Annotated in this window: 26 protein-coding genes, 1 tRNA gene and 2 pseudogenes; 13 read left to right on the forward strand and 16 right to left on the reverse strand. The window is 69.7% G+C overall.

Translation table 11 applies throughout. The features are described from left to right. Window positions 1-170 precede the first annotated feature (170 nt). Both OG293_RS18250 and OG293_RS18255 read right to left on the reverse strand, forming a co-directional pair. Window positions 171-2,135 (reverse strand): MFS transporter, encoded by a 1,965-nt coding sequence (locus OG293_RS18250; protein WP_405999849.1) that lies wholly within the window; start codon window positions 2,133-2,135, stop codon window positions 171-173. 29 nt (window positions 2,136-2,164) lie between these two features. Then, a pseudogene (locus OG293_RS18255) lies at window positions 2,165-2,629 on the reverse strand (MarR family winged helix-turn-helix transcriptional regulator); the annotation flags it as partial. Between the two features lie 195 nt (window positions 2,630-2,824). Between OG293_RS18255 and OG293_RS18260 the strand changes: the two are divergent. Beyond that, window positions 2,825-3,043, forward strand: coding sequence for a hypothetical protein (locus OG293_RS18260; protein WP_405999850.1), 219 nt, complete (start codon window positions 2,825-2,827; stop codon window positions 3,041-3,043). Window positions 3,044-3,148: 105 nt separating this feature from the next. On the opposite strand, the gene OG293_RS18265 is transcribed toward OG293_RS18260, so the two are convergent. The 9 genes from OG293_RS18265 to OG293_RS18305 all read right to left on the reverse strand — a co-directional run bounded on the left by OG293_RS18265 (window position 3,149) and on the right by OG293_RS18305 (window position 8,389). Continuing rightward, on the reverse strand, window positions 3,149-3,949 hold the full coding sequence (locus tag OG293_RS18265; protein WP_405999851.1) for a hypothetical protein: 801 nt from the start codon (window positions 3,947-3,949) through the stop codon (window positions 3,149-3,151). A gap of 96 nt (window positions 3,950-4,045) precedes the next feature. Further along, complete coding sequence (locus OG293_RS18270) at window positions 4,046-4,909, reverse strand: RNA polymerase sigma factor SigF (RefSeq protein ID WP_405999852.1); 864 nt, start codon at window positions 4,907-4,909, stop codon at window positions 4,046-4,048. A 234-nt stretch (window positions 4,910-5,143) separates the two neighbouring features. Continuing rightward, window positions 5,144-5,986 (reverse strand): RNA polymerase sigma factor SigF, encoded by an 843-nt coding sequence (locus OG293_RS18275; RefSeq protein WP_405999853.1) that lies wholly within the window; start codon window positions 5,984-5,986, stop codon window positions 5,144-5,146. Between the two features lie 178 nt (window positions 5,987-6,164). Further along, complete coding sequence (locus OG293_RS18280) at window positions 6,165-6,458, reverse strand: Dabb family protein (RefSeq protein WP_405999854.1); 294 nt, start codon at window positions 6,456-6,458, stop codon at window positions 6,165-6,167. Between the two features lie 7 nt (window positions 6,459-6,465). Beyond that, window positions 6,466-6,630: a hypothetical protein gene (locus OG293_RS18285; protein ID WP_405999855.1), complete on the reverse strand. Its 165-nt coding sequence runs from the start codon at window positions 6,628-6,630 to the stop codon at window positions 6,466-6,468. 207 nt (window positions 6,631-6,837) lie between these two features. Next, window positions 6,838-6,922 (reverse strand) — tRNA-Ser (locus tag OG293_RS18290). A gap of 80 nt (window positions 6,923-7,002) precedes the next feature. Then, window positions 7,003-7,431: a tRNA adenosine(34) deaminase TadA gene (gene tadA, locus OG293_RS18295; RefSeq protein WP_405999856.1), complete on the reverse strand. Its 429-nt coding sequence runs from the start codon at window positions 7,429-7,431 to the stop codon at window positions 7,003-7,005. A 71-nt stretch (window positions 7,432-7,502) separates the two neighbouring features. Continuing rightward, entirely contained in the window at window positions 7,503-8,036 is a 534-nt protein-coding gene (locus OG293_RS18300; protein ID WP_405999857.1) for a hypothetical protein, read from the reverse strand. 167 nt (window positions 8,037-8,203) lie between these two features. Next, window positions 8,204-8,389, reverse strand: coding sequence for a hypothetical protein (locus OG293_RS18305; RefSeq protein WP_405999858.1), 186 nt, complete (start codon window positions 8,387-8,389; stop codon window positions 8,204-8,206). 89 nt (window positions 8,390-8,478) lie between these two features. On the opposite strand from OG293_RS18305, the gene upp reads away from it, so the two are divergent. Next, window positions 8,479-9,114 carry a uracil phosphoribosyltransferase gene (gene upp, locus OG293_RS18310; protein ID WP_405999859.1) on the forward strand — a complete coding sequence of 212 codons (636 nt, stop codon included), beginning with the start codon at window positions 8,479-8,481 and terminating at the stop codon, window positions 9,112-9,114. Between the two features lie 10 nt (window positions 9,115-9,124). On the opposite strand, the gene OG293_RS18315 is transcribed toward upp, so the two are convergent. Beyond that, window positions 9,125-9,760 (reverse strand): LytR C-terminal domain-containing protein, encoded by a 636-nt coding sequence (locus OG293_RS18315; RefSeq protein WP_405999860.1) that lies wholly within the window; start codon window positions 9,758-9,760, stop codon window positions 9,125-9,127. Between the two features lie 168 nt (window positions 9,761-9,928). Then, window positions 9,929-10,225, reverse strand: a complete 297-nt coding sequence (locus OG293_RS18320; RefSeq protein ID WP_003955420.1) for a type II toxin-antitoxin system VapB family antitoxin — start codon at window positions 10,223-10,225, stop codon at window positions 9,929-9,931. Window positions 10,226-10,519: 294 nt separating this feature from the next. Between OG293_RS18320 and OG293_RS18325 the strand changes: the two are divergent. Further along, a pseudogene (locus OG293_RS18325) lies at window positions 10,520-10,800 on the forward strand (helicase HerA-like domain-containing protein); the annotation flags it as partial. Window positions 10,801-10,937: 137 nt separating this feature from the next. On the opposite strand, the gene OG293_RS18330 reads toward OG293_RS18325, so the two are convergent. After that, window positions 10,938-12,488, reverse strand: a complete 1,551-nt coding sequence (locus tag OG293_RS18330) for a M28 family metallopeptidase (RefSeq protein WP_405999861.1) — start codon at window positions 12,486-12,488, stop codon at window positions 10,938-10,940. A 140-nt stretch (window positions 12,489-12,628) separates the two neighbouring features. Then, a complete protein-coding gene (locus OG293_RS18335) occupies window positions 12,629-13,216 on the reverse strand; it encodes an HhH-GPD-type base excision DNA repair protein (RefSeq protein WP_405999862.1) in 588 nt (195 codons plus the stop codon). A gap of 161 nt (window positions 13,217-13,377) precedes the next feature. Between OG293_RS18335 and OG293_RS18340 the strand changes: the two genes are divergently transcribed. Further along, window positions 13,378-13,581 carry a hypothetical protein gene (locus OG293_RS18340; RefSeq protein ID WP_405999863.1) on the forward strand — a complete coding sequence of 68 codons (204 nt, stop codon included), beginning with the start codon at window positions 13,378-13,380 and terminating at the stop codon, window positions 13,579-13,581. A gap of 20 nt (window positions 13,582-13,601) precedes the next feature. Next, a complete protein-coding gene (locus OG293_RS18345; protein WP_406003634.1) occupies window positions 13,602-15,872 on the forward strand; it encodes a heavy metal translocating P-type ATPase in 2,271 nt (756 codons plus the stop codon). A 166-nt stretch (window positions 15,873-16,038) separates the two neighbouring features. Here the strand turns inward: OG293_RS18345 and OG293_RS18350 are convergent, their stop codons facing one another. Next, the gene (locus OG293_RS18350; protein WP_405999864.1) at window positions 16,039-17,415 is read right to left on the reverse strand and encodes a hypothetical protein; all 1,377 of its coding nucleotides are present in this window, start codon (window positions 17,413-17,415) and stop codon (window positions 16,039-16,041) included. A 283-nt stretch (window positions 17,416-17,698) separates the two neighbouring features. Between OG293_RS18350 and OG293_RS18355 the strand changes: the two genes are divergently transcribed. From OG293_RS18355 to OG293_RS18390, 8 genes are all read left to right on the forward strand, one after another. Beyond that, window positions 17,699-18,154, forward strand: a complete 456-nt coding sequence (locus OG293_RS18355; RefSeq protein WP_405999865.1) for a hypothetical protein — start codon at window positions 17,699-17,701, stop codon at window positions 18,152-18,154. Between the two features lie 137 nt (window positions 18,155-18,291). Then, window positions 18,292-18,477: a hypothetical protein gene (locus tag OG293_RS18360; RefSeq protein WP_405999866.1), complete on the forward strand. Its 186-nt coding sequence runs from the start codon at window positions 18,292-18,294 to the stop codon at window positions 18,475-18,477. Continuing rightward, window positions 18,474-19,073 (forward strand): class I SAM-dependent methyltransferase, encoded by a 600-nt coding sequence (locus OG293_RS18365; RefSeq protein WP_405999867.1) that lies wholly within the window; start codon window positions 18,474-18,476, stop codon window positions 19,071-19,073. Before OG293_RS18360 ends, OG293_RS18365 begins: the two co-directional genes overlap by 4 nt. Before the next feature lie 172 nt (window positions 19,074-19,245). Then, window positions 19,246-21,375: a B12-binding domain-containing radical SAM protein gene (locus tag OG293_RS18370; RefSeq protein ID WP_405999868.1), complete on the forward strand. Its 2,130-nt coding sequence runs from the start codon at window positions 19,246-19,248 to the stop codon at window positions 21,373-21,375. Between the two features lie 8 nt (window positions 21,376-21,383). Beyond that, the gene (locus OG293_RS18375) at window positions 21,384-22,460 is read left to right on the forward strand and encodes an aldo/keto reductase (RefSeq protein WP_405999869.1); all 1,077 of its coding nucleotides are present in this window, start codon (window positions 21,384-21,386) and stop codon (window positions 22,458-22,460) included. A gap of 26 nt (window positions 22,461-22,486) precedes the next feature. Then, the gene (locus OG293_RS18380; protein WP_405999870.1) at window positions 22,487-23,044 is read left to right on the forward strand and encodes a class IV adenylate cyclase; all 558 of its coding nucleotides are present in this window, start codon (window positions 22,487-22,489) and stop codon (window positions 23,042-23,044) included. A gap of 78 nt (window positions 23,045-23,122) precedes the next feature. Then, window positions 23,123-23,377 (forward strand): hypothetical protein, encoded by a 255-nt coding sequence (locus OG293_RS18385; RefSeq protein ID WP_405999871.1) that lies wholly within the window; start codon window positions 23,123-23,125, stop codon window positions 23,375-23,377. After that, a complete protein-coding gene (locus tag OG293_RS18390) occupies window positions 23,374-23,865 on the forward strand; it encodes a copper chaperone PCu(A)C (protein WP_405999872.1) in 492 nt (163 codons plus the stop codon). The genes OG293_RS18385 and OG293_RS18390 overlap by 4 nt, the downstream gene beginning before the upstream one ends. The last annotated feature ends 60 nt before the right edge of the window (window positions 23,866-23,925 follow it).

The following is a 23,925-nucleotide window of genomic DNA, read 5'->3' on the forward strand; positions in this document are numbered from 1 at the left end:
TATGCCTCACATGCCTCAGCCCGTCGGCGACGCATCGCCCCTGCACCGCCTGGATCGCGAGTTCCACCTTCAGCCTGACGGGGGGCGGCAGGCCGTCCCCTGCCTGCCGCCCCTGTTCCACACCGGCGGGTGCCGCGCCTCCGCTGGGAGCGCGCCCGCCGGGGGCTCAGCTACTCGCCCCGGTGGGCGAGTTCGATGTCGTGGCGGTCGATCCCGCGACCGGCCACGGTCAACGCGCCGGCCACCGACGGGTAACCGGTCGCGATGACCGAGTACTCACCGCAGTCCAGGTCGGCGAAGGCGTAGGCGCCGTCGTCGCCCGTCGTCGAGGTGGCGACGACATTGCCCGCCGCGTCCACGAGGGTGACCCGGGCGTCGGCCAGCGGACGCCGGTCGGAGCCGCCCCTGACCGTGCCCTGGACCAGCGCGCCGGTCTGACGGAGCGCTTCGATACGGGTCACGCCCTGGCCGCCGATGTCCACCGGCAGCTCCACGCCCGGCCTCTCCGCGACGGCGGGCGCCGCGACGGCCGCGGGAACCCCGACGGTCTCGGAGGTCTCGGGAGTGGAGTGGCCCTTCAGCGCGACCTCCTTGATGAACAGCGTCACCAGGAAGGCGAACAGTGCGAACGGCGCCGCATACAGGAAGATGTCGCCCACTCCGTGCCCGTACGCGCTCTCGATCACCGTGCGGATCGGGGCGGGCAGCTTGTCCAGGTCGGGGATGGCGCCGCCCGTGCCCCGGCCGAGCGCCGCGCCCTGCGGGCCGAGCTCGGTGAGCCCGTCCTTGACGTAGTGGGTGACCCGGTTCGCCATGACGGCGCCCAGCGCGGAGACGCCGATCGCACCGCCGAGCGAACGGAAGAAGGTGACGACCGAGCTGGCCGAGCCGAGGTCTTCTTGGGCGACCTGGTTCTGTGTGCAGAGCACCAGGTTCTGCATCATCATGCCGAGGCCGAGCCCCAACACGGCCATGAAGACGGCGATGTGCCAGTACTCCGTGTCGTAACGGATGGTGCCGAGCAGCCCGAGGCCCGCCGTCACCAGCACGCCGCCGCTGACCAGCCAGGCCTTCCAGCGGCCGGTCTTGGTGATGACCTGACCGGAGACGGTCGACGAGAGGAACAGGCCCGCGATCATCGGGATGGTCATGACGCCGGACATCGTCGGCGACTTGTCGCGCGCCAGCTGGAAGTACTGGCTGAAGAAGACGGTGCCCGCGAACATTGCGACGCCGACGAAGAGCGACGCCAGCGAGGCCAGCGTGATGGTGCGGTTGCGGAACAGCCGCAGCGGGATGATCGGCTCGCCCGCCTCCGACTCCACCAGGACGAAGAGCCCGCCGAGCGCGACCGCGCCGCCGACCATCGCGTAGGTCTGCCAGGAGATCCAGTCGTACTTGTCGCCGGCGAAGGTCACCCAGACCAGCAGCAGCGAGACGGCCGCGCTGATGAAGAAGGCGCCTGCCCAGTCGACCTTGACCTGGCGCTTGACGACCGGGAGCTTCAGGGTCTTCTGCAGCACGATCAGGGCGATGATCGCGAAGGGCACGCCGACGTAGAAGCACCAGCGCCAGCCCAGCCAGTCGGTGTCGGTGATGACGCCGCCGAGCAGCGGGCCGCCGACGGTGGCGACGGCGAACGTCGCACCCAGGTAGCCGCTGTACCGGCCGCGCTCACGCGGCGCGATCATCGCGGCCATGATGATCTGTGCGAGGGCGGTGAGACCGCCGACGCCGATGCCCTGGACGACACGGCAGGCGATGAGCATGCCGGTGTTCTGCGCGAGGCCGGCCACGACCGAGCCCGCCACGTAGATGATCAGGGCTATCTGGACCAGCAGTTTCTTGGAGAAGAGGTCCGCGAGCTTGCCCCACAGTGGGGTGGTCGCGGTCATCGACAGCAGCGCCGCCGTGACCACCCAGGTGTAGGCGCTCTGCCCGCCGCCGAGGTCGGAAATGATCTCCGGCAGGGCGTTGGAGACGATCGTGGACGACAGAATGGCGACGAACATGCCGAGCAGCAGCCCGGACAACGCCTCCATGATCTGCCGGTGTGTCATCGGCGCGCCGTCGGAGGAGTGCCCTCCGCGCTTGGCGTGGCCGCCCCGCACACCGGCCGGTGTGGTCGTAGCCATTGAGTTCCTTGTCTTACGTCGTGTCGTGCGGGTGTACGGGAGTACGGGTCGTCGTGGTGCCGCGCCCGGCAGTCCCCGAAGGATTCGCGCAGGCGGGCGAGCATCACGATCAGCTGCCCGACGTCGTCGTCGGACCAGTCCCCCAGACTGCGGGCGAACATGTCGGTCGTTCGCCGGGCGAGCTGGTCGAGCATGTCCAGTCCCCCGGGGGTGAGCCGCAGGATGCGGGAGCGTTTGTCTCCCGGGTCGGGGTGCCGTTCGATCCAGCCGCGCTCGGCGGCGTGGGCCACATGACGGCTGGTGACCGACATGTCGACGGCGAGAAGCTCGGCCAGCCGGCTCATCCGCATCTCACCGTGCCGCTCCAGCAGGGTGAGTACGGCGGCCGTGCCGGACGGGCACTCGGCGGGCAGCATCCGCGCGAGGCCACGCTTCACGGCGCCGATGGCGCTGAGCTGACGGGCGAGTTCCGCGTACTGACTCGGTGCGGCCACGGCCAGCTCCCAGCTTCTCGTTGCTTAGGGCAACCATAAAGCTGTTGGTTGCCGCAGGCAAACGAAAGCGGGGCTTGCAGAAGTAAAGGAACGCCAAAGGCTTCGCATGCCGCCGGTCATGGGCCGTGGGGGGGAGGTATCCGCTGCCCGCCCGGGGTTGGGCGGCGCACCCGGGGTTCGCTAGGGTCCTGCTCCATGGCACACAACCCCCACGCTCCCCAAGGTCAGGGCCCCGAGGGCAACTACGACCCGGCGGGCAACACCCAGATGTTCCGCGCCTTCGTCGACGAGGGCGCACCGCAGGGCCGCCCGGCGGCGCCCGCCGCGCAGTCCTCCTCGCGGGTCGGGCTGATCGTCGGCGTCATCGCGGGCATCGCGATCCTCGCCGTGGTGGCCTGGCTCGCGCTGGGCTGAACAGCCCTCGCCGGATCCCTGCTCCGGGCGCGGCCGACTCCCGGTCCGGCCGGGGGCCGCGTCCGAGGGGCCGGTCGGCCGGGCCCGTCAGGGCCCGTCGGCGGGTCACCTCCATGCGGCGGTGACGTCCTGGGTCTCTATATGCATGCCCAGCGGCACCCGCCAGGCGTCCACGCACACGGTGTACGCCTGTTTCCTCATCGCTCCCGCGCCGATCGGCGCGGGCAGCGGCTGAGCCGACTCGACGGTCGCCCAGTCGATCCCGAGCGCGCCGATGATGTGCGTCGCGAAGGTGACCGTGCCCGAGGTCACCGGCGAGCCGCCGGTGTTGCGGAACTCCACGGTCACCTTCTCGCACCAGCGCTCGTCCAGCGGGGCGCGCAGCGGTTCGCCGAGCGAGAGCGCGGCGGGTGTCGCGGGGGACGGGGGCGGAGTGGGCCTGGGTGGTGGGGCGGGGGAGCCGTCCGTGCCGTCGCTGCCGCCCGCGCTGCCGGAGTCGCCACTGCCGTTACTGCTTGAGCCACCCGTGCCGCCGCTGCCCGCGCTGCCCGAGGCGCCCGCGCCGCCTGAGATCCCGCCGGAGCCCCCGGTGCTCCCTGAGCCGCCGCTCGCGCCGCCCGTGGAGCCGCCGCCTGGGACCGTGGGCTGTGCCGCCCCGGCTGCGCCGTCCTCACCAAGCCTCCCGCCCGCCCTGCCCGCGGGGGCGCCGGACGGCCCGGCGCCGTCGAGCGGCACCAGGACGACCTTGCCCTTGGGGGGCACGGCGGTCGTGGGAGCCTTCTCGGGCCCGGACCCCGCGGCGCCGACGGCCACATAGCCGTTGCCGCCGCCGCTCCCGCACGCGGTCAGCGCCCCGCCGAGGCAGAGCGCGACCGACGCGAGAACCGCTCCATGACGTCGTCGCATCGCGACAGTGTGTCTGACGCACCGTCAATAAGGAACCCCGTGAACCCCGTCGGCGGGGACCGGCAGCAGTTCGGCGACTCGCGGGGACCGGCCGGATCAGTCGGCGATCAGGCCCTCCCGCAGCTGCGCGAGCGTACGGGTCAGCAGGCGCGAGACGTGCATCTGGGAGATGCCGACCTCCTCGCCGATCTGCGACTGCGTCATGTTCGCGAAGAAGCGGAGCATGATGATCTGCCGTTCGCGGGGCGGGAGTTTGGCCAGCAGGGGCTTGAGCGACTCGCGGTACTCCACGCCCTCCAGCGCCGAGTCCTCGTACCCCAGACGGTCCGCCAGGGAGCCCTCGCCGCCGTCGTCCTCGGGCGAGGGCGAGTCCAGCGAGGAGGCGGTGTAGGCGTTGCCGACGGCGAGTCCGTCGACCACGTCCTCCTCCGACACACCGAGGACCGCCGCGAGTTCGGGAACGGTCGGGGAGCGGTCCAGCTTCTGCGCGAGCTCGTCGCTGGCCTTGGTGAGCGCGAGGCGCAGCTCCTGGAGCCGGCGCGGCACCCGCACCGACCAGGAGGTGTCACGGAAGAAGCGCTTGATCTCACCGACGACCGTCGGCATGGCGAACGTCGGGAATTCCACGCCTCGTTCGCAGTCGAACCGGTCGATCGCCTTGATCAGGCCGATCGTGCCGACCTGGACGATGTCCTCCATGGGTTCGTTGCGGCTGCGGAAGCGAGCCGCCGCGTACCGCACGAGGGGGAGGTTGAGTGCGATGAGCGTGTCGCGCACATAGGTGCGCTCCGGGGATTCGCCCGGACCCGCAGCGCCTTTGGCGTCGAGCGCGCGCAGCCGCAGGAACAGGGAGCGGGACAGAGTGCGGGTGTCGATGGCTTCCGAGCTGTCAGCCACGGCAGGCGCGGGGACGCTCTTCATGAGCGTGAGCACCTTCGAGCTGCCCTGTTCTACGGACATGCCACCCCCTTGAGGTCGCGGACGGTCGCGTCGGCCACGACCATCGGAGGAACGCAGCCTCCACCTGAATACCGGAGGCGGAGCTGCGGCAAACGCGGTTCCAGCAGAATGTCACATGTCGGCAACACGCTGTAGTGACATGTCGACAAGTATCGGGCGACTATGCGCAGGAAACTGGGGGTGCGGAGCTTGTTCGGGGCTGGTTTCGGCCTTGGAGCGGTCTACCCGTTCCAGCTACGCCTCGATCCTGTTTGCGGATCGCAGTCGGGCAAAGCTTCGGGCAAGGAGCCTTGACACATGCATCTGGGAAACGCCCAGTTCCTGGCTGATCTGGGACTGCGTCAGATTGCTGTAGTAGCGCAGCATCAGGATCCGCTGCTCACGCTCGGGCAGCTGTACGAGGAGATGGCGCACGAGATCGCGGTGCTCGACGCCGGCCAGCGCCGGGTCCTCGTAGCCGAGCCGGTCGAGCAGTCCGGGCAGCCCGTCACCCTCCTGGGCCGCCTCCAGCGAGGTCGCGTGGTACGACCGCCCGGCCTCGATGCAGGCGAGCACCTCGTCCTCGCCGATCTTCAACCGCTCGGCGATCTCGGCGGTGGTGGGCGAGCGGCCGTGAGCCGTCGTCAGGTCCTCTGTGGCGCCGTTGACCTGGACCCACAGCTCGTGCAGCCGACGGGGCACGTGGACGGTCCGTACGTTGTCGCGGAAGTACCGCTTGATCTCGCCGACCACCGTGGGCATCGCGAAGGTCGGGAACTGCACCCCGCGGTCCGGGTCGAAGCGGTCGATCGCGTTGATGAGCCCGATCGTGCCGACCTGGACGACGTCCTCCATCGGCTCGTTGCGGCTGCGGAAGCGGGCCGCCGCGTACCGCACCAGTGGCAGGTTCGCCTCGATCAGCGATCCGCGGACCCGGGAGTGTTCGGGGGTGCCCGGCTCCAGGCCCTTGAGCTCGCCGAAGAGCACCTGGGTCAGCGCGCGGGTGTCCGCGCCCCTGTTCTGCGGTTTCCCGGGGGGTGGGGCGTCGTCGGGGCGTTCATTCTGGGGTGGCACCTGAGGCGCAGTACTGGCCGGCACGGTCACGCCACCCCTTTGCGGTCAACTACGGTCAACTCATCCGTCAAAAGCGGTCATAGCATCACAAGACATGTCCACTGTGTGCAAGCACCCGATAACTCCGTGTTGAAGGCAAGCGAGGTCTTAAACCTCGAAAAGCCCCCCGCCACAGGGGCGGGGGGCCTGGAAAGCAGAGGGCTCAGAACTCGTAGTCGGCGATCACCCAGGTGGCGAACTCTCGCCACTGACCGGCGGCGGCCTGATGGGCCGGATGCTCGATGTACCGCTTCAGGGCGTCCCGGTCGGTCACCGCGGAGTTGATGGCGAAGTCGTACGCGATCGGCCGTTCGGTGATGTTCCAGGCGCACTCCCAGAACTCCAGCTCGGGCACCTGCCCGTCCAGCTCCTGGAAGGCTTTCACTCCGGCGGCCACACGCGGCTCGTCGCGCTCGACGCCGTCGTTGAGCTTGAAAAGGACCAGATGGCGGATCACGGCGCTCCTAGTTGACGAGCTCGGTCATGAACTTCCCGACGCCTTGAGCGGCGCTCGAAATGCCCTCGAACCCTATCTGGACCAGATCGGCCGCCTTGTCCGGGGACGTGATGATCGTGTACAGCGCGAAGACGACGACAACATAAAGAGCGATCTTCTTCGTTTGCACCATTAGTCCCTGCCTCCCCTGTGATCCCTGTGGCCGCTCCAGCCCCCCGGGTCGTGCGTCGCGTGAGTCTAACCGAGCCCTTCCGGGTGAACGCCCCGGTCATCAGGGGCCTTCTGCCGCCCGTTCAGGCGGTGTTCGGCCGCCCGGCACCGATGGCTCCCGGACAAGCGAAGGGGCCCGACGCGATGCGTCGGGCCCCTTCGAAAAGAGCGGTAGCGGAGGGATTTGAACCCTCGGTGAGTTTCCCCACACTCGCTTTCGAGGCGAGCTCCTTCGGCCGCTCGGACACGCTACCGGGAGAGAGCTTAGCCCAAGGTGGGCCGTGCTCCGAAATCCGTATCCGGATCCGGTCGGCCGGCGTCCCGGGAGCCCGGCTCAGCGCTCACGGAAGAACTCCGTCAGCTGCCGGGAGCACTCCCGCTCCAGCACGCCCAGGATCACCTCGGGCCGGTGGTTGAGCCTCCTGTCCCGTACGACGTCCCAGAGCGAGCCCGCCGCGCCCGCCTTCTCGTCGCGCGCGCCGAAGACCACCCGGTCGACCCGGGACTGCACGATCGCGCCCGCGCACATCGTGCACGGCTCCAGCGTCACGACGAGCGTGCAACCGCTCAGCCGCCACGCGCCGAGCCGCGTGGCGGCCCTGCGGATCGCGAGCACCTCGGCGTGCGCCGTCGGATCGCCGGTCGCCTCGCGCTCGTTGTGCCCGGCGGCGAGCAGCTCGCCGTCCGGGGCCAGCACGACGGCGCCGACCGGCACATCGCCGGACAGCGCCGCACGCTCCGCCTCCTGGAGGGCGAGACGCATGGGCGCCTCCCACGGGTCGCGTACCGGATCGCCGACGGGTCCGGGTGCGGGATCAGGTGCGGCCCCGGTCACTAGCGGACGGTCTCCAGCACGTCGGCGACGCCCAGCGCGTCCGCGATCTCCGTGAGCGCGTCCGTGTCCAGTGCCAGCAACTCCTTCTCCGACAGTCCCAGGTCCATGAGGATGTCGCGGTCGCCGACCGGTCCCGCAGGGACCAGTTCGGCGGCCGGAAGCGAGTCCGCTTCGTCCTCGTCGTCCTCGTCCGGCTCGCCGTCCTCGGTGCCGTCGAGGTCCAGGGTGTCCAGGTCGTCGGCCGGGTCGTCATCGTCCCCGCCGAGCAGTTCATTGGTGAGGATTTCCCCGTACGAGGAGCGTGCGGCCGCGGCCGCGTCCGAGACGAAGATGCGAGGGTCTTCCTCGCCCTCCACCCGGAGGAGGCCGAACCAAGCGTCTTCCTGCTCGATGAAGACGATCACCGTGTCCTCGTCCACCGAGGCCTCACGGGCCAGGTCGGTCAGATCCGACAGGGTCTCCACATCGTCGAGCTCTGTGTCGCTCGCTTCCCACCCGTCTTGAGTGCGCGCGAGCAGTGCGGCGAAGTACACCGTGACTCTCCCACTGATCAGAGGTGTGACGACCGGCGGCGCTTTGCTCAGCCCCGCCCACTCGGAATCGTGGCAGAAACCTTGGCTTTGCGAGAGGTCTTCCGTCGTTGAGTCGGCCATCAGTTCTTACAAGAACCCTTCATGAGGACCGTTACCGCCGGGAGCAGTCACCAGCGGAAGGTCCTCATGCGCATCTGCTGCCGCATCCGTGCCGCCCGGGCGCGCCGGGGCTGGACGCGGTCGCGCAGTGCTTTTGCCTCATTGAGCTCGCGGAGGAACTGGGCGCGTCGCCGTCGGCGCTCCGCATCGCTCTCGGCCGCTGTCTCCTGCTGGTCGGGTTCGGGTTCCCGCATCGGCCACTCACCACCCCACGGCTGAGTCCGTCCCCTCCACCTTCCCTCCGGACCACCCGTTGATGCGACCCCGGGCTACTGTTGGCGCCATGCGGATCCATGTCGTCGACCACCCGCTGGTGGCGCACAAACTCACCACACTGCGCGACAAGCGCACCGACTCCCCGACCTTCCGGCGTCTCGCCGACGAGCTGGTCACTCTGCTTGCGTACGAGGCCACCAGGGACGTGCGCACCGAGCAGGTGGACATCGAGACCCCGGTGACCGGGACGACGGGCGTGAAGCTCTCGTACCCACGCCCGCTGGTCGTCCCGATCCTGCGGGCCGGTCTGGGCATGCTCGACGGCATGGTGCGGCTGCTGCCGACCGCCGAGGTGGGCTTCCTCGGGATGATCCGAAACGAGGAGACACTGGAGGCGTCGACGTACGCGAACCGGATGCCCGAGGATCTCTCGGGCCGCCAGGTGTACGTCCTGGACCCGATGCTGGCCACGGGCGGCACCCTCGTCGCGGCGATCCGCGAGCTGATCAAGCGCGGCGCGGACGATGTGACCGCGGTCGTGCTGCTGGCGGCGCCCGAGGGCGTCGAGATGATGGAGCGCGAGCTGGCGGGCACCCCGGTCACCGTGGTCACCGCCTCCGTCGACGAGCGGCTCAACGACCACGGCTACATCGTGCCGGGGCTGGGCGACGCGGGCGACCGCATGTACGGCACGGCCGGCTGAGACGGCAGCCTCAGCACTTCCCGGAGGGCGCGGGCGCGGGCGCGGGGTTGGCCAGGGCGGCCAGCGCCGTGTCGGCGTCCTTCTTCGTGTCCAGGGTCCTGAAGGCCGTGCCGAGGATCAGGTCGATGTCCGCGGTCGCGCGGGTGTCGGTCTTGACCTGGCTGCCCTTCAGTTGGGTGGCGAGCACGCGGAACGCGCCCCGCTGCGCCGCTGCGCCGCCCAGCAGTATCCCGGTGCCGGGGATCTTCTTGTCGTACGCCTCGGGTGCGTTGCCCACCTTGCCGATGGCGAAGCCGCGCAGCTTCAGCTCGTCGGCCGCCGCCTTGGCGAGGCCGCCGCGCGGGGTGGCGTTGTAGACGTTCACCGTGACCTGGGCCGGTTTCAGCGCGAGGGGGGCCGCGACGGAGGGCTTCGGGGCGGGCTTGCAGTCCGTCGTGCGCGTCCCGGCCGCCGACGACCCGGCGTCGTCACCGGTGAAGACATCGATGAGCTGCAGGGTTCCCCAGCCGGCGAGGCCCAGGGCGACGGCGGCGGCGACGACCACCAGAACGATCCTGCCGCGGCGGCGAGGACGTCGCATTCGTGGGTACTTGTCGCCCGTAATGCGGTACTTTCCGCCCATGCCGGGGGGAGTGAGCATGCTCATGGGCGCAGCGTAGTGCGACCTGGTGCCGATGCCTACTAAATGATCAACCGATTGGGTCCGTACGGTCCGTAAAGAGCCCGAAAGGGTCAGTCGAAGAGGCCCGCCGACCGGTCCGTCGAGCGGTCCCGTGCGGGGGCCGCCCCGCTTCGGGCGGGGCGGAGTGCGGCTTCAGCCCAGTTCGAGGACGCGGGCGTGCAGCACCTGGCGCTGTTGCAGCGCCGCGCGCACGGCGCGGTGCAGGCCGTCCTCCAGATAGAGGTCGCCCTGCCACTTCACGACGTGGGCGAACAGGTCGCCGTAGAACGTGGAGTCCTCCGCGAGCAGCGTTTCGAGATCCAACTGGCCTTTGGTGGTCACGAGCTGATCGAGGCGGACCGGGCGCGGCGCAACGTCCGCCCACTGCCGGGTGCTTTCCCGGCCATGGTCGGGATAAGGCCGCCCGTTACCGATGCGCTTGAAGATCACACGGAAAGCCTACCGGTCAAGCGGCTCCCGGCGCAGCCACGCAGCCACGGTGCAATGCTGGACAAAATTATGCATAACCGAAATAGAGGGCCGTCAAGAACGCCAGTGGAGCGCCGTCGATCACGCCCAAAGCGGAAACTTCCGCATCTGCGGCCACTTCGGCAGCCCCTTCCACGACAGCACCGCCCGCTGAGGCGTCCGGGGCGTCCGAGGCGTCCGAGGCGTCCGGGGCGTCCGCCGCGCCGCCGCCCGCCGCGCCGCCGCCCGCCGCGCTGCCGCTCCAGTTCGCTGCGGCAGCTCTCCGCCAGCGGCGTGCCCGTCTTCCTCGCCGACGTCAACGGCGACGGCTGTTGCGGAATCGCGGCCCCCGGCGAACCCGGCGCACGGGTCCAGGAGCGGGCGGGCCAGTCGGCCAGGAGTGGGAGGCCAAGGGCTTCCCCTGCGAGTTCTACGGTCTGGGTGGCACCGGCCCCGGCATTCCGGTGCGCGCGACCGTCACCGGCTTCGGACCCGTGCTGCTCTCCAAGGTGCTCCAGCTCAACCAGATTCGCTCGAAAGGGGTCGGGGTCTTCTTCGTCACGCAGACCTCCGCAGTCACGGATGGCCCCGGGCCTCGATCGCCGGACGGATGTGATGTGCCGCCTGTCCGCGAGCGCCGGCAGGGAGCAGGACCACGCCCCGCCGGCGCTTGAGGCGCGGGCCCCGGGCCTCGTTACTCCGTCACGTCGTGGCCGTCGTGCAGGCCGCCCCCACTGCCCGCGCCCCCACCCGTCGGCACGGTGACCACCGGCTTCCGGAGCGAGCTCAGGTCGTGCGCGTACGTGCCCACCGCGTTCGCGATCACGCCGATGTTGATGCCGAACGCCCTCATGTCGATGTTGGCGAGGTTGTCGCACTTGGAGTGGTAGCAGGCGTCGTACGCCGTTCCCGCCGTCCCGCCGAACTTCGCCGCCTGGGCCGGGGTCTTGATGCCTTCCGCGCCGGTGAAGGTGCCGCCGGAGGGGATGCCGACCTCGATGAACGGCCCGTAGTCCGAGCGACCGGAGAAGTCCGTGCCCTCGTGCGGCTTGCCCTGCTTGTCCAGGAACGCGTTGATGTCGCGTTCGAGCTGCGCCGAGCCCGCGGGGCCGGGGCCCGAACCCACGCCGTCCGAGTCGTCGCCGTCGTAGACGAAGAGTCCGTAGTTCGGCGAGGCGATCATGTCGAAGTTCAGGTAGAGCTTGATCTCCTTCTTGCCCAGCGAGCTCAGCTGCGCGACGTACGCCTCCGAGCCGAGCAGGCCGTTCTCCTCCGCCGACCACCAGGCGAAGCGGACCTTGTTGGCCGGCTTGGCGTGGGACTTGGCGAGTTCCTGGGCGACTTCGAGGAGTCCGGCGGAGCCGGAACCGTTGTCGTTGATGCCGGGGCCCGCGGTGACCGAGTCGAGGTGCGAGCCGAACATGACGGTGTTGGCCGCGTTGCCGCCGCGGGTCTCCGCGATCACGTTGTTGGTGGAGCGCTTCTGCTGCAACTGGCGGATCTCGAAGGAGAGGTTCACCGGCCCCTTGGCGAGGTCCGCGGCGAGCGTCTCGCCGTCCGCCTTGCTGACGCCGCCAGTGGGGATCTTCCCGGAGGCCGTGTCGCCGAGGGTGCCCGACAGCGCGCCGTCGGTGTTGTTGTAGATGATCGCGCCGACCGCCCCCGCGCCCGCCGCCGCAGCCTGCTTCTCGGCGAAGGTGCAGCCTCCGCGCTTGATGAGGGCGATCTTCCCGGTGAAGGTCCCGGAGGCGTAGTCGGTGGCCTCACAGCCGGTCGTCGCGTCGACCGGGACGGCGGCCAGGCCGGCCTTGATGCCGCCCACCGGGGTGGACTTGGTGTACGTCATCGCGGTGATGGCGAGGGACCGCGGCCCGGGGGAGAGCACCGCCAGCTTCTCGGCCTGCGTCTCGGTGTAGATGAAGTCGAACTGCTGGTACGAGACGTCGTAGCCGTACTTCTCCAGCTGCTGGTAGACGTACGCCGCGGAGGCGTCGTACCCGAGCGAGCCGGCGGCCCGGTGACCGTCCGTGGTGTCGGCTATCTGCTGTAACTTCTGCAGGTGCTTGTAGGCGTCCTTGGCGGACGACTTCCCCACCAGCTTCCTGGCGAGCTTCGTCGCGTCCTTGGCCGCCTGGTCTCCGGGCTTCGGGCGGGCGGCGGAGGGGGAGGCGGATGCCAGCAGGAGCGGGGTGGCGAGTGCGGCGGCGGCCAGGACGGCCGCGGCTCTGCGATGGGTTGCCTTCACAGAGGTCCTTCCCGAGGTCTACGAGGTTGAGGGGAAGCTAGCGATCTCTGCGAGTTCTGGGAACAGCAGCGCCTCAACTCCTGGCGCATTTCACCGCTTTGACACCAGGACGTGATCCATCCACTTCAACACGCCGTTGATCAGGCCTTTTTGGTAGCCTTCGCGGCTCGTTTCATCTCCTGCTTGTGTGCGCGCACCTTGGCCAGCGACTCGGGTCCGGTGATGTCGGCCGCCGAGCGGTAGGAGCCCTTCTCGCCGTACGCCCCGGCCGCCTCGCGCCAGCCCTTCGGCTGTACGTCGAACTGCTTGCCCAGCAGTGCCAGGAAGATCTGAGCCTTCTGCTCGCCGAAGCCGGGCAGTGCCTTCAGCCGCGCGAGCAGTTCGTCGCCGGTGGCGACGTCCCGCCAGAGGGAGCTCGCGTCGCCGTCGTACTCGTCGACCAGGTACCGGCACAGCAGCTGCACCCGCTTGGCCATATTGCCCGGGTAGCGGTGGACGGCGGGCTTCTCCTTCAGCAGCTCGGCGAAGGCGTCCGGGTCGTACGAGGCGATCTCGGCGGCGTCCAGATCGTCGCCGCCGAGCCGCTGCGCGACGGTGTAGGGGCCGGAGAACGCCCACTCCATAGGGACCTGCTGGTCGAGCAGCATGCCGACCAGGGCGGCGAGCGGGCTGCGGCCGAGCAGTTCGTCGGCCTCGGGCTGCTGGGCGAGATGAATCGTGGGGCTCATGCCCCGATGATCACCCGGTGGCCGGTGGGCCGCCAGTCTCCTTCCGCCGACGGTGCACGCCGTCGTAGGGCCGGCCCCCAGGGTTCCCGGCGGGGACGCCGTTCTTCCTCACAGCGTTCGGGGGTTCGCCTCGCGCGAATACCCCCGTACGGTATGGACGCATGTGGACTTCACGGCTGCCCGTGCCCCGGGCCCTGGTCGGGTTCGTGTTTCTGGTGCTCGCGCTGACGGCCCTCTCGTACGCCGTGGGGCGCGCCGTCGGCCCCGTGGCTCCGGGGCTGCACCGCGTCGAGGAGCCGGGCGACCCCGCGCCCGAAGGGCCCGGCGGGATGCCGGGGACGCATGACATGGGGGCGGTCCGGTGACGGATCTCCTGATCAGCGGCATGACCTGCGCGGCCTGCGTGGCCCGGGTGGAGAAGAAGCTGAACCGTGTGGAGGGCGTGAGCGCCACCGTCAACCTGGCGACAGGTCTGGCCCGGATCACCCATCCGCCCGAGGTGAGCGCCGGGACGCTGATCTCGACGGTGGAACGGGCGGGCTACACCGCCCGGTTGCCGCAGCCACCGCAGGACGAGAGCCCGGACGAGAGCCCGGACGACGCCGAGCGGCGCGAGGGCCGCGAGCGGCTGCTGATCACGGCGGCGCTGGCGGTGCCGGTACTGGTCCTGTCGATGGTCCCGGCCCTCCAGTTCGACTACTGGCAGTGGCTCTGCTTCACCCTCGCGGGGCCGGTCGTCATCTGGAGCTCCCACCCCTTCCACGCTCGCGCGCTGGCAGGACTGCGGCATGCCACGGCCACCATGGACACCCTCGTCTCGCTCGGTGTGCTCGCCTCCTACCTCTGGTCGGTGTACGCCCTGTACTTCGGCGGCGCGAGCGACCCGGGCATGCGGATGCCGTTCAGCTGGCTGCCCAGCGCGGAGGGCGGCACCGCGCATCTGTATCTGGAGGCGGCGGTCGGCGTACCGCTCTTCGTCCTGGCCGGCCGGTATCTGGAGGCGCGCGCCAAGCACGGCACCGGGTCCGCGCTGCGGGCGCTGGCCGAACTGGGCGCGAAGGACGTGGAGCTGAGGAAGGGCGGCGAGCGGGTCCCGGTGTCGGCGCTCCGCGCGGGCCAGGAGTTCATGGTCCGGCCGGGCGAGAAGGTCGCCACCGACGGTGTGGTGACCGAGGGCGGCTCGGCGCTGGATCTGTCCCTGGTCACGGGCGAGCCGACACCGGTCGAGGTGGGCCCCGGCTTCCGTGTCGTGGGCGGCGCCGTCAACTCAGGCGGGCTGCTCGTCGTCCGCGCGACCGCCGTCGGAGCGGACACCCAGCTGGCCCGCATCACCCGCCTGGTGACCGACGCCCAGGCGGGCAAGGCACGCCTTCAGCGGCTCGCCGACGCCGTCGCGGGGGTGTTCGTCCCGGCCATCGTGACGGTCGCGGCCTGTGTGCTCGGCTTCTGGCTCGGGGCCGGCGCCGACCCGGAGGCCGCCGTCACGGCCGCCGTCGCCGTACTCGTCGTGGCCTGCCCGTGCGCGCTGGGCCTCGCGACCCCCACCGCCTTCCTGGCGGCCACCGGGCGCGGTGCCCAGCTCGGTGTGCTGATCAAGGAGCCGGGGGCGCTGGAGCGGCTGCGCCGCGTCGACACCGCCGTCTTCGACAAGACGGGCACGCTCACCACGGGCCGTATGACACTCGTCGGGACCGCGGTGGCCGACGGCCTCGACGCGGCGGAGGTGCTGCGTCTGGCGGGCGCGGTGGAGTACGGCTCCGAACACCCCATCGGCCGGGCCGTGGTGGCGGCAGCGCGCCGACAGGCGGACGGTGAGCCGCTGCCCGAGGCGGCCGGCTTCCGTGTCGTGCAGGGCGAGGGCGTGCACGGCCGGGTCGAGGGCCGGGAGATCTCCGTACGCAGACCCCGGGCCGGAGGCGGTCTGCCGGAGCCCCTGGGCACAGCCCTGGGGCGCGCCGAGGAGGCGGGCCACACGGCGGTCGTCGTCGAGGTCGACTCCCGGCCCGTCGCCGTGCTCGCCGTCGGCGACACCCTGCGGCCCTCCAGCGGAGCCGCGGTGACCAAACTGAAGCGCCTGGGCATCGAGCCGATCCTGGTGACCGGCGACGGGCCGGCCGCGGCGCACGCGGTCGCCCGGGAACTGGGCATCACCACCGTGCACGCGGGCGTCACCCCCGAGGGCAAGTCCGAGCTGGTCGCCGCGCTGCGCGCCGAAGGACGGCAGGTCGCCGTGATCGGCGACGGCGTCAACGACGCCGCCGCCCTCGCCGTAGCCGACCTGGGCATCGCGATGGGCAGTGGCACGGACGCGGCCATCGGAGCCGCCGACATCACGCTCGTACGGGAGGACATGGCGGCGGTCGTCGCGGCGGTGCTCCTGACCCGCCGCACGCTCACCACCATCCGCGCCAACCTTGTCTGGGCCTTCGGCTACAACGTCGTCACCGTGCCGCTGGCCGCGACGGGCTGGCTCAACCCGATGTTCGCGGCGCTCGCGATGTCCGCCAGCTCGGTCCTGGTCGTCGGCAACAGCCTGCGGCTGCGCGCCGACCGTCCGGGCGCGCGGCAGGCCTCGCGGCGCCCATTTCGAGATCCCTCAACCGAGATCTCCCACACCCGTCCACAACCTCCCAGGACAGAACAGCTAGCCCCATAAAACGTCCGGCGGCGGGCGGAGGCACATGGAATCGCTGCGGGCAGAGCTGTACGCGATGCAGACCGCGCAGCCCTGCACGGTGCGGCGGGCACTCAAGGAGGTCCCGAGGCTCTGCCCTCTGCTGCCCCCGGACCGAGGCATGCCGACTATGTGACGGGCCCGTGCCTCAGACCGCTTCGCGGAGCCAGGTACGGGCCCGTTCGTCCAGTTCCAGCGCCGGGCGGGCACCGCGCGAGCGGAACGGAGCCAGGTCCGAGCGCATCGACTGGACCGACTTACGGGTGCGGGACGAGCGGATGCCGGTCATTGTGTCCATCGCCTTGTCCCAGGTGACGCACGCCGCCTCGATCTGCCCTTGGTGAAGTTGAGCGTGGCCCTCGGCTGCGGCGGACAGCGCGGCAATCCGCTGGTGTGCCGTCGAGCCGTACCGCTTTCGGGCACCCGCGTGATGGGCCTCGGCAGTCGCGTGGTCGCCGACTCGTGCGTAGATCTTCGCCGTGTGGGAATCGACTGTGGCGGATGGTGCTCCCCACAGTGAGGCCCAGCCGGTCATCTCGCCGATCTCGCCACGCGCCGCCAGGTCACGGGCGCGGTCGGCCTCGCGGCGTGCGTCGGCGAATCTGCCGGACTCGGCGAGCGCGCGGGCCCGGCAGATGACGAACAGCGATTCGGTTGCCCGATCGACGCCGCGGCTCAGTCTGATCGCTGCGTCGGCGAGCCCGAGCACGTGTTCCGGTCGGCCATTGTCCATGCCGTGGTGGGCGAGGATACGCAGAACGTACGCCTGATCTCCTCGATTCCCAGATCTGCGGGCGAGGCTGAAGGCCTGGAGGTAGTAGCGCTGCGCCAAGCCGTGCTCGCCGGCGTCGTACGCCTTCCAGCCGGCCAAGTAGGCCAGGGACGCGGCTGCCGAGAACATCTTCCGCTGGAGTGCTTCGGTCTGGAACCGCGAATTGCACAGGCGCTGCACGTCGTCGGTGAGGTACTGCACGACGGTGCTGCGGCCATGCTGCCCGCCGTGGCGCTCATCAATGGCCGTGAACATGCTCACCATGTCCCGGACGGCTTCGACCTCGGCGGCTCCGGCGGTGCCGCCGGTGACTGCGCGCTCGGTGCGGGCCTGGATCTCGCCTGCCATGCCGAGAGGCAGGGCGGCGCCGGCCACGGAGTATGCGGCTGTCGTCAAGAAGGTTCGTCGCTCGATGTCAGCTCTCCCAATCCGCCCCAGCGTCACCACTGGATCGCCTTCGACGGTAAGCCCCAAGTCGGCCTGGTCGGAATCGCCGTCGGCTACGGCGAGCCCCAGTTCTTCAAGACTTAAGGGTCGGGCGACTTTCCGCGCGAGGAATTCGCGCAGGTATCGAGCCGTCGCCGGATGGGGACGCCCCCCGCGGACCCAATACGCCACGTTCGACTTGGTGGTGTGAATCGAGCTGTCGCCGGAGGCAGTTGCCACAGCTCGGACGCCTCGGGCGGTTGCTTCGTAGCTCACCCCAGCTTGCTCGATCGCCTGCGCAAGTTTGCCATTGCGTGACTGGGCCATGACCCAACGTTAGTGCCCTTTGGGCAAGTTGAGGGATCGAACGCATTCGAACACTCTTGAACGGGTTGAACGCTTTCCACCTTGGCGGCACCTGGTGACGCTCCGCGTGCGGGAGTTCACTGATCCCGTCGAGCAAGGAAGCCGTGATGGGGACCCCCTTCGGCTTCCGCGCTCGCCCCCCGAAGGGCGGACCGCCGACGTGACAGTGGCGGTCCGCCCGCTCCCCCGAGCGACGGAGACGACGATGCGAGGCACGGCAAGGGCGGCACAAGATACGACGTGGATGGACCGTGACAACGAGTCCATGCGCTTCCTCGGTGGCTCCGCCACGCCCCGCGTCCAGGCCGCGCCGAACCTGCAACTGAAGCGGCTGCGCGAACGCCTCAATGAGCCGGTGTTCGCACACCGCCCGATCCGGCCCCGGCGTGTCATCGCCTACGTCCGCACGCTCAGGGGAGCGGACTCGGCCCCGGCGTTCGAGGTCCTCGCCCAAGAGGCCGCGAAGCGTGGCTGGTACGTGGGGCACCAGTTCCACGACGACACCGGTCCGATGGCCCCGCAGCAGTCCCCCCGCTGGGTGCAGGCCCGCAAGCTCATGCACGAAGGCTTCGCGGACGGCGTTCTGGTCCTGGACCGCAGCCACATCAGCCGGGATGACAGCGAGTACGAGATTGAGCTGACCTTCGTGGCCGAGTGCCAGTGCTTCACGGCGCTGGTCGTGCCCGAGACGGCGACTTGAAGAGAACCGGTCCGCTGGATGGACGAGCGGTGGTGGGGCTGGCGGCAAAGGCGCTTACAGATCCTCATCGTACTGACCTGCGCCGGGCTGATCGTGCCGCTCGCCCTGTACGGCTCCCCATCCGTGAGAGGAAGACGATGACCAGCCAGCTCCCCCGCCGTGTGCAGGGCGCAGCTCTTGCCGCGATCGTGTCGGACGACCCCGGTCCCTCCGAGGTGAACCTGTTCAGAGTTGCCGCCGACGAAACGGTTGAGCGGCGCTTCGATCCCAACAAGCCGCACCCTATTCGACAGGTGGGCGGCAGCCCGGAGCCTGCGGCATGAGCGCCGCGGTGCTCCCCCCGACCCGCAAGCCGGGGTACTGGGACGACTGCTATGCCAAGGGCACCCGATTCCGGCCGGTCAATGACGAGGAACAGGGTCTGTTCCGCGCGCACGTGCGGCCCGAGACCGGCATGACCACGATCGATGTCGGATGCGGGTGGGGCCAATTCGCACACACGATGGCGACGGCATGGGGCCTGGACACGACGGGCTACGACTTCTCGCCTCTGGTCATCCGCGAAGCCGCAGCCAAGTTCACGCACCCTCACCTGCGCTTCCGGGAACATGACTTCAACGTCGAGCCGATCCCGGCGGACCTCGCCCCCGGCAGCGTGGACATCGTGGTGTGCCGCCTGGCCTTGGCTTTCCTGGATCGGGCCCGTTTCCTCACGGACGTGCGCCGCTGGCTGCGGCCGGACGGTGTGCTGTATGTCATGACCCCCGTACACGAGCGGCAGCCTGCCGAAGCGTCGCACCGCGGCATCTCGGAACAGGTAATCGTCAGGCTCGGCGACGGCTGGGCGAAGACCACCCGCTACGACCTCTGCAACGACGGATGCCTGACCGCCGTCGTGCTGCGCGGCCCACAGGGCTGACGCTCTCCGCCTCCGGCCTGACGCCGGGCCCAAGACCCATGACGGGCTCAAGTACGGGGGCGGCTCTACCTCGGCACGGCACGGTCAGTGCGACCGCGCTCCAACTCCCGCGTGGAATGGCAGCCGCGCCGTGCCGGGATTCCCCTCATTCAGCGAGACGGAGACCTTCCGCATGTCCCAAACCACTGGCACGAGGCTGCACGAGGTACTGCGGCTCGCCGGCGCGTCGGATGATGCGCAGATGGACGAACAGGACACTCACCGCCTGTCGATCGCCCCCGAGTCCTTACGGGCGGCCCTGGCCGACCGGCACACGGCTCGGGTCCACGTCACCGGCACTCTCGAACGCCGGCTGGTGTTCCTGGAGCGCGAAGACGGGCAGTGGGCGGTGGCTGACCTGTCCGGCCAGCCGCACGACACCCGGACCTGGCCTGCCTGGACTGACGGACACTTACAGCTCGATACCGGGCGCTCCTGGCTGTCGCTGGCCAAGCTTGACGAGCACATCGTCTACCGGTTCAGCCGGCCGCAGGTGCTGCTGGCCGCCCTGTATCACCCGGAGAACTTCCCTCTGCCGCGCTTCCCCCTCGGAATCTCCGACGTGGCGCGCGCCGCCCGGTCCACCCTGCTCGGAACGGTCAGCCTGGCCGACATGCAGCTCGGCGTGGTCCTGGACGACCTGCTCACCCGGGTCCGCGAAGACACGCCGGACATCCTCGGCGTCTCGGCCACGTTCGGCCAGCACGACCTGCTGATCAAGCTGCTGGACGCGGCGTACGCACTCGACGCGCCGCCCACCGTCATCGTCGGCGGCAGCCTCACTGCCAGGAACGAAGGGCTGCTCCTGGGGCGGTACCCGGATCTCCTCGTCGCGCGGGCAGGCGGCGAGGAGACGATGGAGGCGCTCCTCGGGCACTGGCACGGCGACCTCAAGCGCGACCAGATCCCAGCACTCGGCTTCAACGGCGTGGCCCGGGGCGGAGGCATAGCCATCGGCCGTCGGCACACCGCGAAGCAGGTGGCGCGTGACGCCTCCGCGGACATCTTCCCGGAGCTTGATCTCCTGCCCGCCACCTTCGAGTACCACGGTGTCGCGCAGCTTGAGGCAAGCCGGGGGTGCACGAACTTCTGCTCTTTCTGTCCGCGTGGCCACAAAGGCACATGGTCAGGTGGGGCACCGGATCGGCTTCCGTGGATGCTTGGTGAGATCCGCCGCGTCTTCGACCGGTACCCCGAGGTTGCGCGGGTGCTGTACCTGGTCGATGAGGAGTTCATCGGCGCCGGCCCGGACGCGGTCGAGCGTGCCCTGAGCGTGGCCGGCGTACTGAAGGCGGCCGGGTTCGCATGGGAGTCGAGCTGCCGCATCGACCAGGTCGTGCACCGCGGTCACGATCGAGCCTGGCATGTCGAGCGCGCACAGATGTGGAGGACGCTCGTACGTGAGCAGGGACTTCGCCGGATGCTGTTCGGCGTCGAGTCCGGAGTGGACTCGATTTTGAGCCGATTCAACAAGGAGACCACCGCCGAGCAGAATGCGCTCGCGATCCGGACTCTGTCGGTGCTGGGCGTGCCCACCCGGTACACGTACATCACGTTCGACCCCCTGATGACGCTGGTCGAGCTGAAGGCGACGCACGCCTTCCAGGGCCGCGATGACCTGCTCCTGCGGCCCTCTCCCGGCCTGTCGGCGGACGAGATCGTGGACGGCGTGGGTGACGAGGCGTTCGTGGCCGAACACACTACGGGCCGACCGATGCACACCGGGATCTCGTACATGCTCGTGTCGATGGAGTGCCTGATCGGTGCGGCCTACACCCGCGAAGCGACCAAAGCCGGACTGACTGGCGACCTGCGGCCGCAGATGGGCCGCGTGGACTCCACGTACGCAGACTGGCGCATTGGCGTCGCTTCCGAGTGGGCGCAGCGGTGGGTGGACCGGAACTTCGCCCTGGACTACACACTGAAATCGCTGGAGAAGATCCTCGACGGCGAGCAGCGGTCCGTGGTGCGCGGCGCCCGCGTCGTCCTCAAGGGCGCGGCGTACGGCGTCCTCGGCGACATGATCAGCGTGATCGAGACCCAGTCACTGGACAGCACCGCAGAGACGGACCTGATCGTCAAGATCGCGGACTCACTGGGAACTCGCATCGACCAGCTACGCGGCGAAATGGACACGACCGTCACCGAAGTCGCCGCGCAGTTGCGGGGCGAGCACGGGGAGATGCTGCGCCGCGAGCACGCCCGGTGGGCATCCGAAACGACATGGCGACTGATCAACACCTCCGACACCTGTGGAACGTGAGGATGTTCGTGGAATACGTAAGGCTCCCGGGCCTGAACAGGATGGTGTCCCGTATCAGCGCGGGCTGCTGGACGATCGGCGGTACCGCCGTCAACGGCGGCAAGCCGGTCGGCTGGGACAACGTGGACGCGGAAGCCGCCTACAGCGGCCTGGTGCTCGCGTACCAGTCGGGCGTAACCCTGTTCGACACCGCCGACGTCTACGGCATGGGCAGCTCGGAACGCCTCGTCGGCCGCCTGCTGAGTGGCGTACCCCGGAACTCGGTGATGGTCTCCAGCAAGGGCGGGTACTTCGCCGGTACCGCCCGGCACCCGTACCTGCCTCAGCAGCTGGGCCATCAGTTCGCCGTGACGCTGGACAACCTGGGCACGGACTACCTGGACGTCTACCACCTGCACAGCGGCGACTTCGGCCCAAGCGACGAGTACCTGCAAGCTACGGTCATGGCTGTACGGCGGCTGCGCAAACTGGGCATGGTCCGTGCGATCGGGATGCGGGCGCCGCACCGGTTCGCTGTCGAGTGGGCGGACGACCCTGACCACCCGTGGGGTGAGGAGGCCAGCCGGTTCCTGCACCTGTTCCGCACGGTGCAGCCGGACGTGCTCACCGTGCGCCGCAACCTGATGACGCCGCTGTACGAACCAGGCGAGACCGATGTATTCGCGTTCGCCCGTGCCGAGAGCGTTGGCGTGCTCGTCAAGCAGACGCTCGGGCAGGGTCTCCTTCTGGGGAACTACCGGGCCGGGCAGCAACGCGACTTCAGTGCCCAGGACCACCGCTCACGCAGGTCAAAGGACGAGGCACTGATCCGCCTGATGGAGAAGGCACTGGAGGAGATCCACGGCCGGTTCGGCAAGAGCCGACGCGACCTGGCCCGCGTCGCCGTGCAGTACGCCGTGCACGACGCCCCCGAAGCCGTGGCCCTGGTCGGGTTCCGGGACGCTTCACAAATCGCCGACACCCTTGCCGGGGCCGGCCGGCCACTCACCGACGACGACATCACGCTCGTGCAGAACGCGATGTCGTCCGTGCGGGAGAAGATGACGGAGCAGCGCCCCAACAGGCTTGCCCGTCAAGCGGATTGACCATCGCAACCAGCAGAAGGGCCCCCGTGGAGTACACCGAGATCGAGCAGAAGTACCGGCTGAACGGCGACGTGCAGACGGTGAAGGACACGCTGGCCGGGCTGAACGCCGAGCCGGGCGAGCCGTCGCGGCAGGTGGACACCTACTACAACGCGCCGCACCGGGACTTCCTCGCCCCCGATTCGATCTCGGAGTGGCTGCGCGTCCGGGTCGAGGACGGCAAGGCGTCGCTGAACTTCAAGCGGTGGCACCCGATCGAACAGCCGATCAAGACCCACTGCGACGAGTACGAGTCCGAGGTCAGCGACCCGCAGGCCGTGACCCTGGTGCTGACTTCGCTCGACTGCAAGGACATCGCCGTCGTCGACAAGGTCCGCGAGGAGTGGATGACCGCGGACGGGCAGATCGCGGTGGCGTTCGACGAGGTGGACGGGCTCGGCACATTCATCGAGTTCGAGTTCAAGGGCGACGCCGAGAGCGTGGAGGCCGCGACCGCGGTCCTGGACCAGTTCATCGCCAGCCTCGGCGCGGACCTTGGCGACCGCATCAACGCCGGCTACCCGCACATGGCGCTCGGCCGATGACACGCCGAGCGTGACAGACCGCTCGCACCCGCACGGGCGGGGGCGAGCGGTCCGGACCCTGACGATTCCGGAGGCCCCATGCTGCACGAGCTCATCGCCAGCCCTTTTAAGGCCACTCACGTGGTCCTGCGGCCCGGCAATCCGAAGGCCATCAAGATCCCCGGCACGAAGTTCGCCGAGCTGAAGACCGCGGTAGAGGTCGGCGACACGATCCCGACGCGGTTCGTGGACGCTGCCACCCGCTCGTGGAACCTCGACCTGACGGACCGGAGCGGGCACCGCACAGTCCTGCCCTGTCCGGCCGGCCCGCCGACGCCCCAGGAGTTCCGATGACCTCAGCCTCCGCTGACCCGCCCGGGAACCGGGCGGCCGTCATGGTCCCGGTGGCCGCCTGTGCCGTCACCCTCGCCCTGCTCACCGCCTATGTGGCGAGCGGCGCGGCCGGAGCGCCCCCGGCGGAGATCACGGTCACCCGGGCCCGGCTGATCCAGCCGCTGAAGGCGCGGGACACCGTGGCCTACATCGATCTGCGCAACACCGGCGGGCAGGACGCCACACTCGTGACGGTCACGGCCCCTGTGCTCGGCGTGCCGACGATGCTCGCCCGCGACGTCGAGTCGGACGGTGCGGGCAGGATGGAGGAGCTCTCCGGGCTGAAGGTCCCCGCGGGCGGCGAGGTACGGATGTCCCCGGGGACAGGCGACGTCATGGTCGAGTCCCCGCCCCCGCTGGAGCTGGGCGAGCGCGTCGAGTTCGTTCTGCGCTTCAGCGACGGGACCACCGTGCGCACGCAGGCGGTGGTGGTGGGACCCGGCGGCTGAGGTCCCAGGGTCTCTCGTCCGGGCTCGCGTGCCCTGGCACCGCTCACCGATCCGGCCCGG

This window comes from Streptomyces sp. NBC_00829 (assembly GCF_045161795.1).
Taxonomy (GTDB): domain Bacteria; phylum Actinomycetota; class Actinomycetes; order Streptomycetales; family Streptomycetaceae; genus Streptomyces.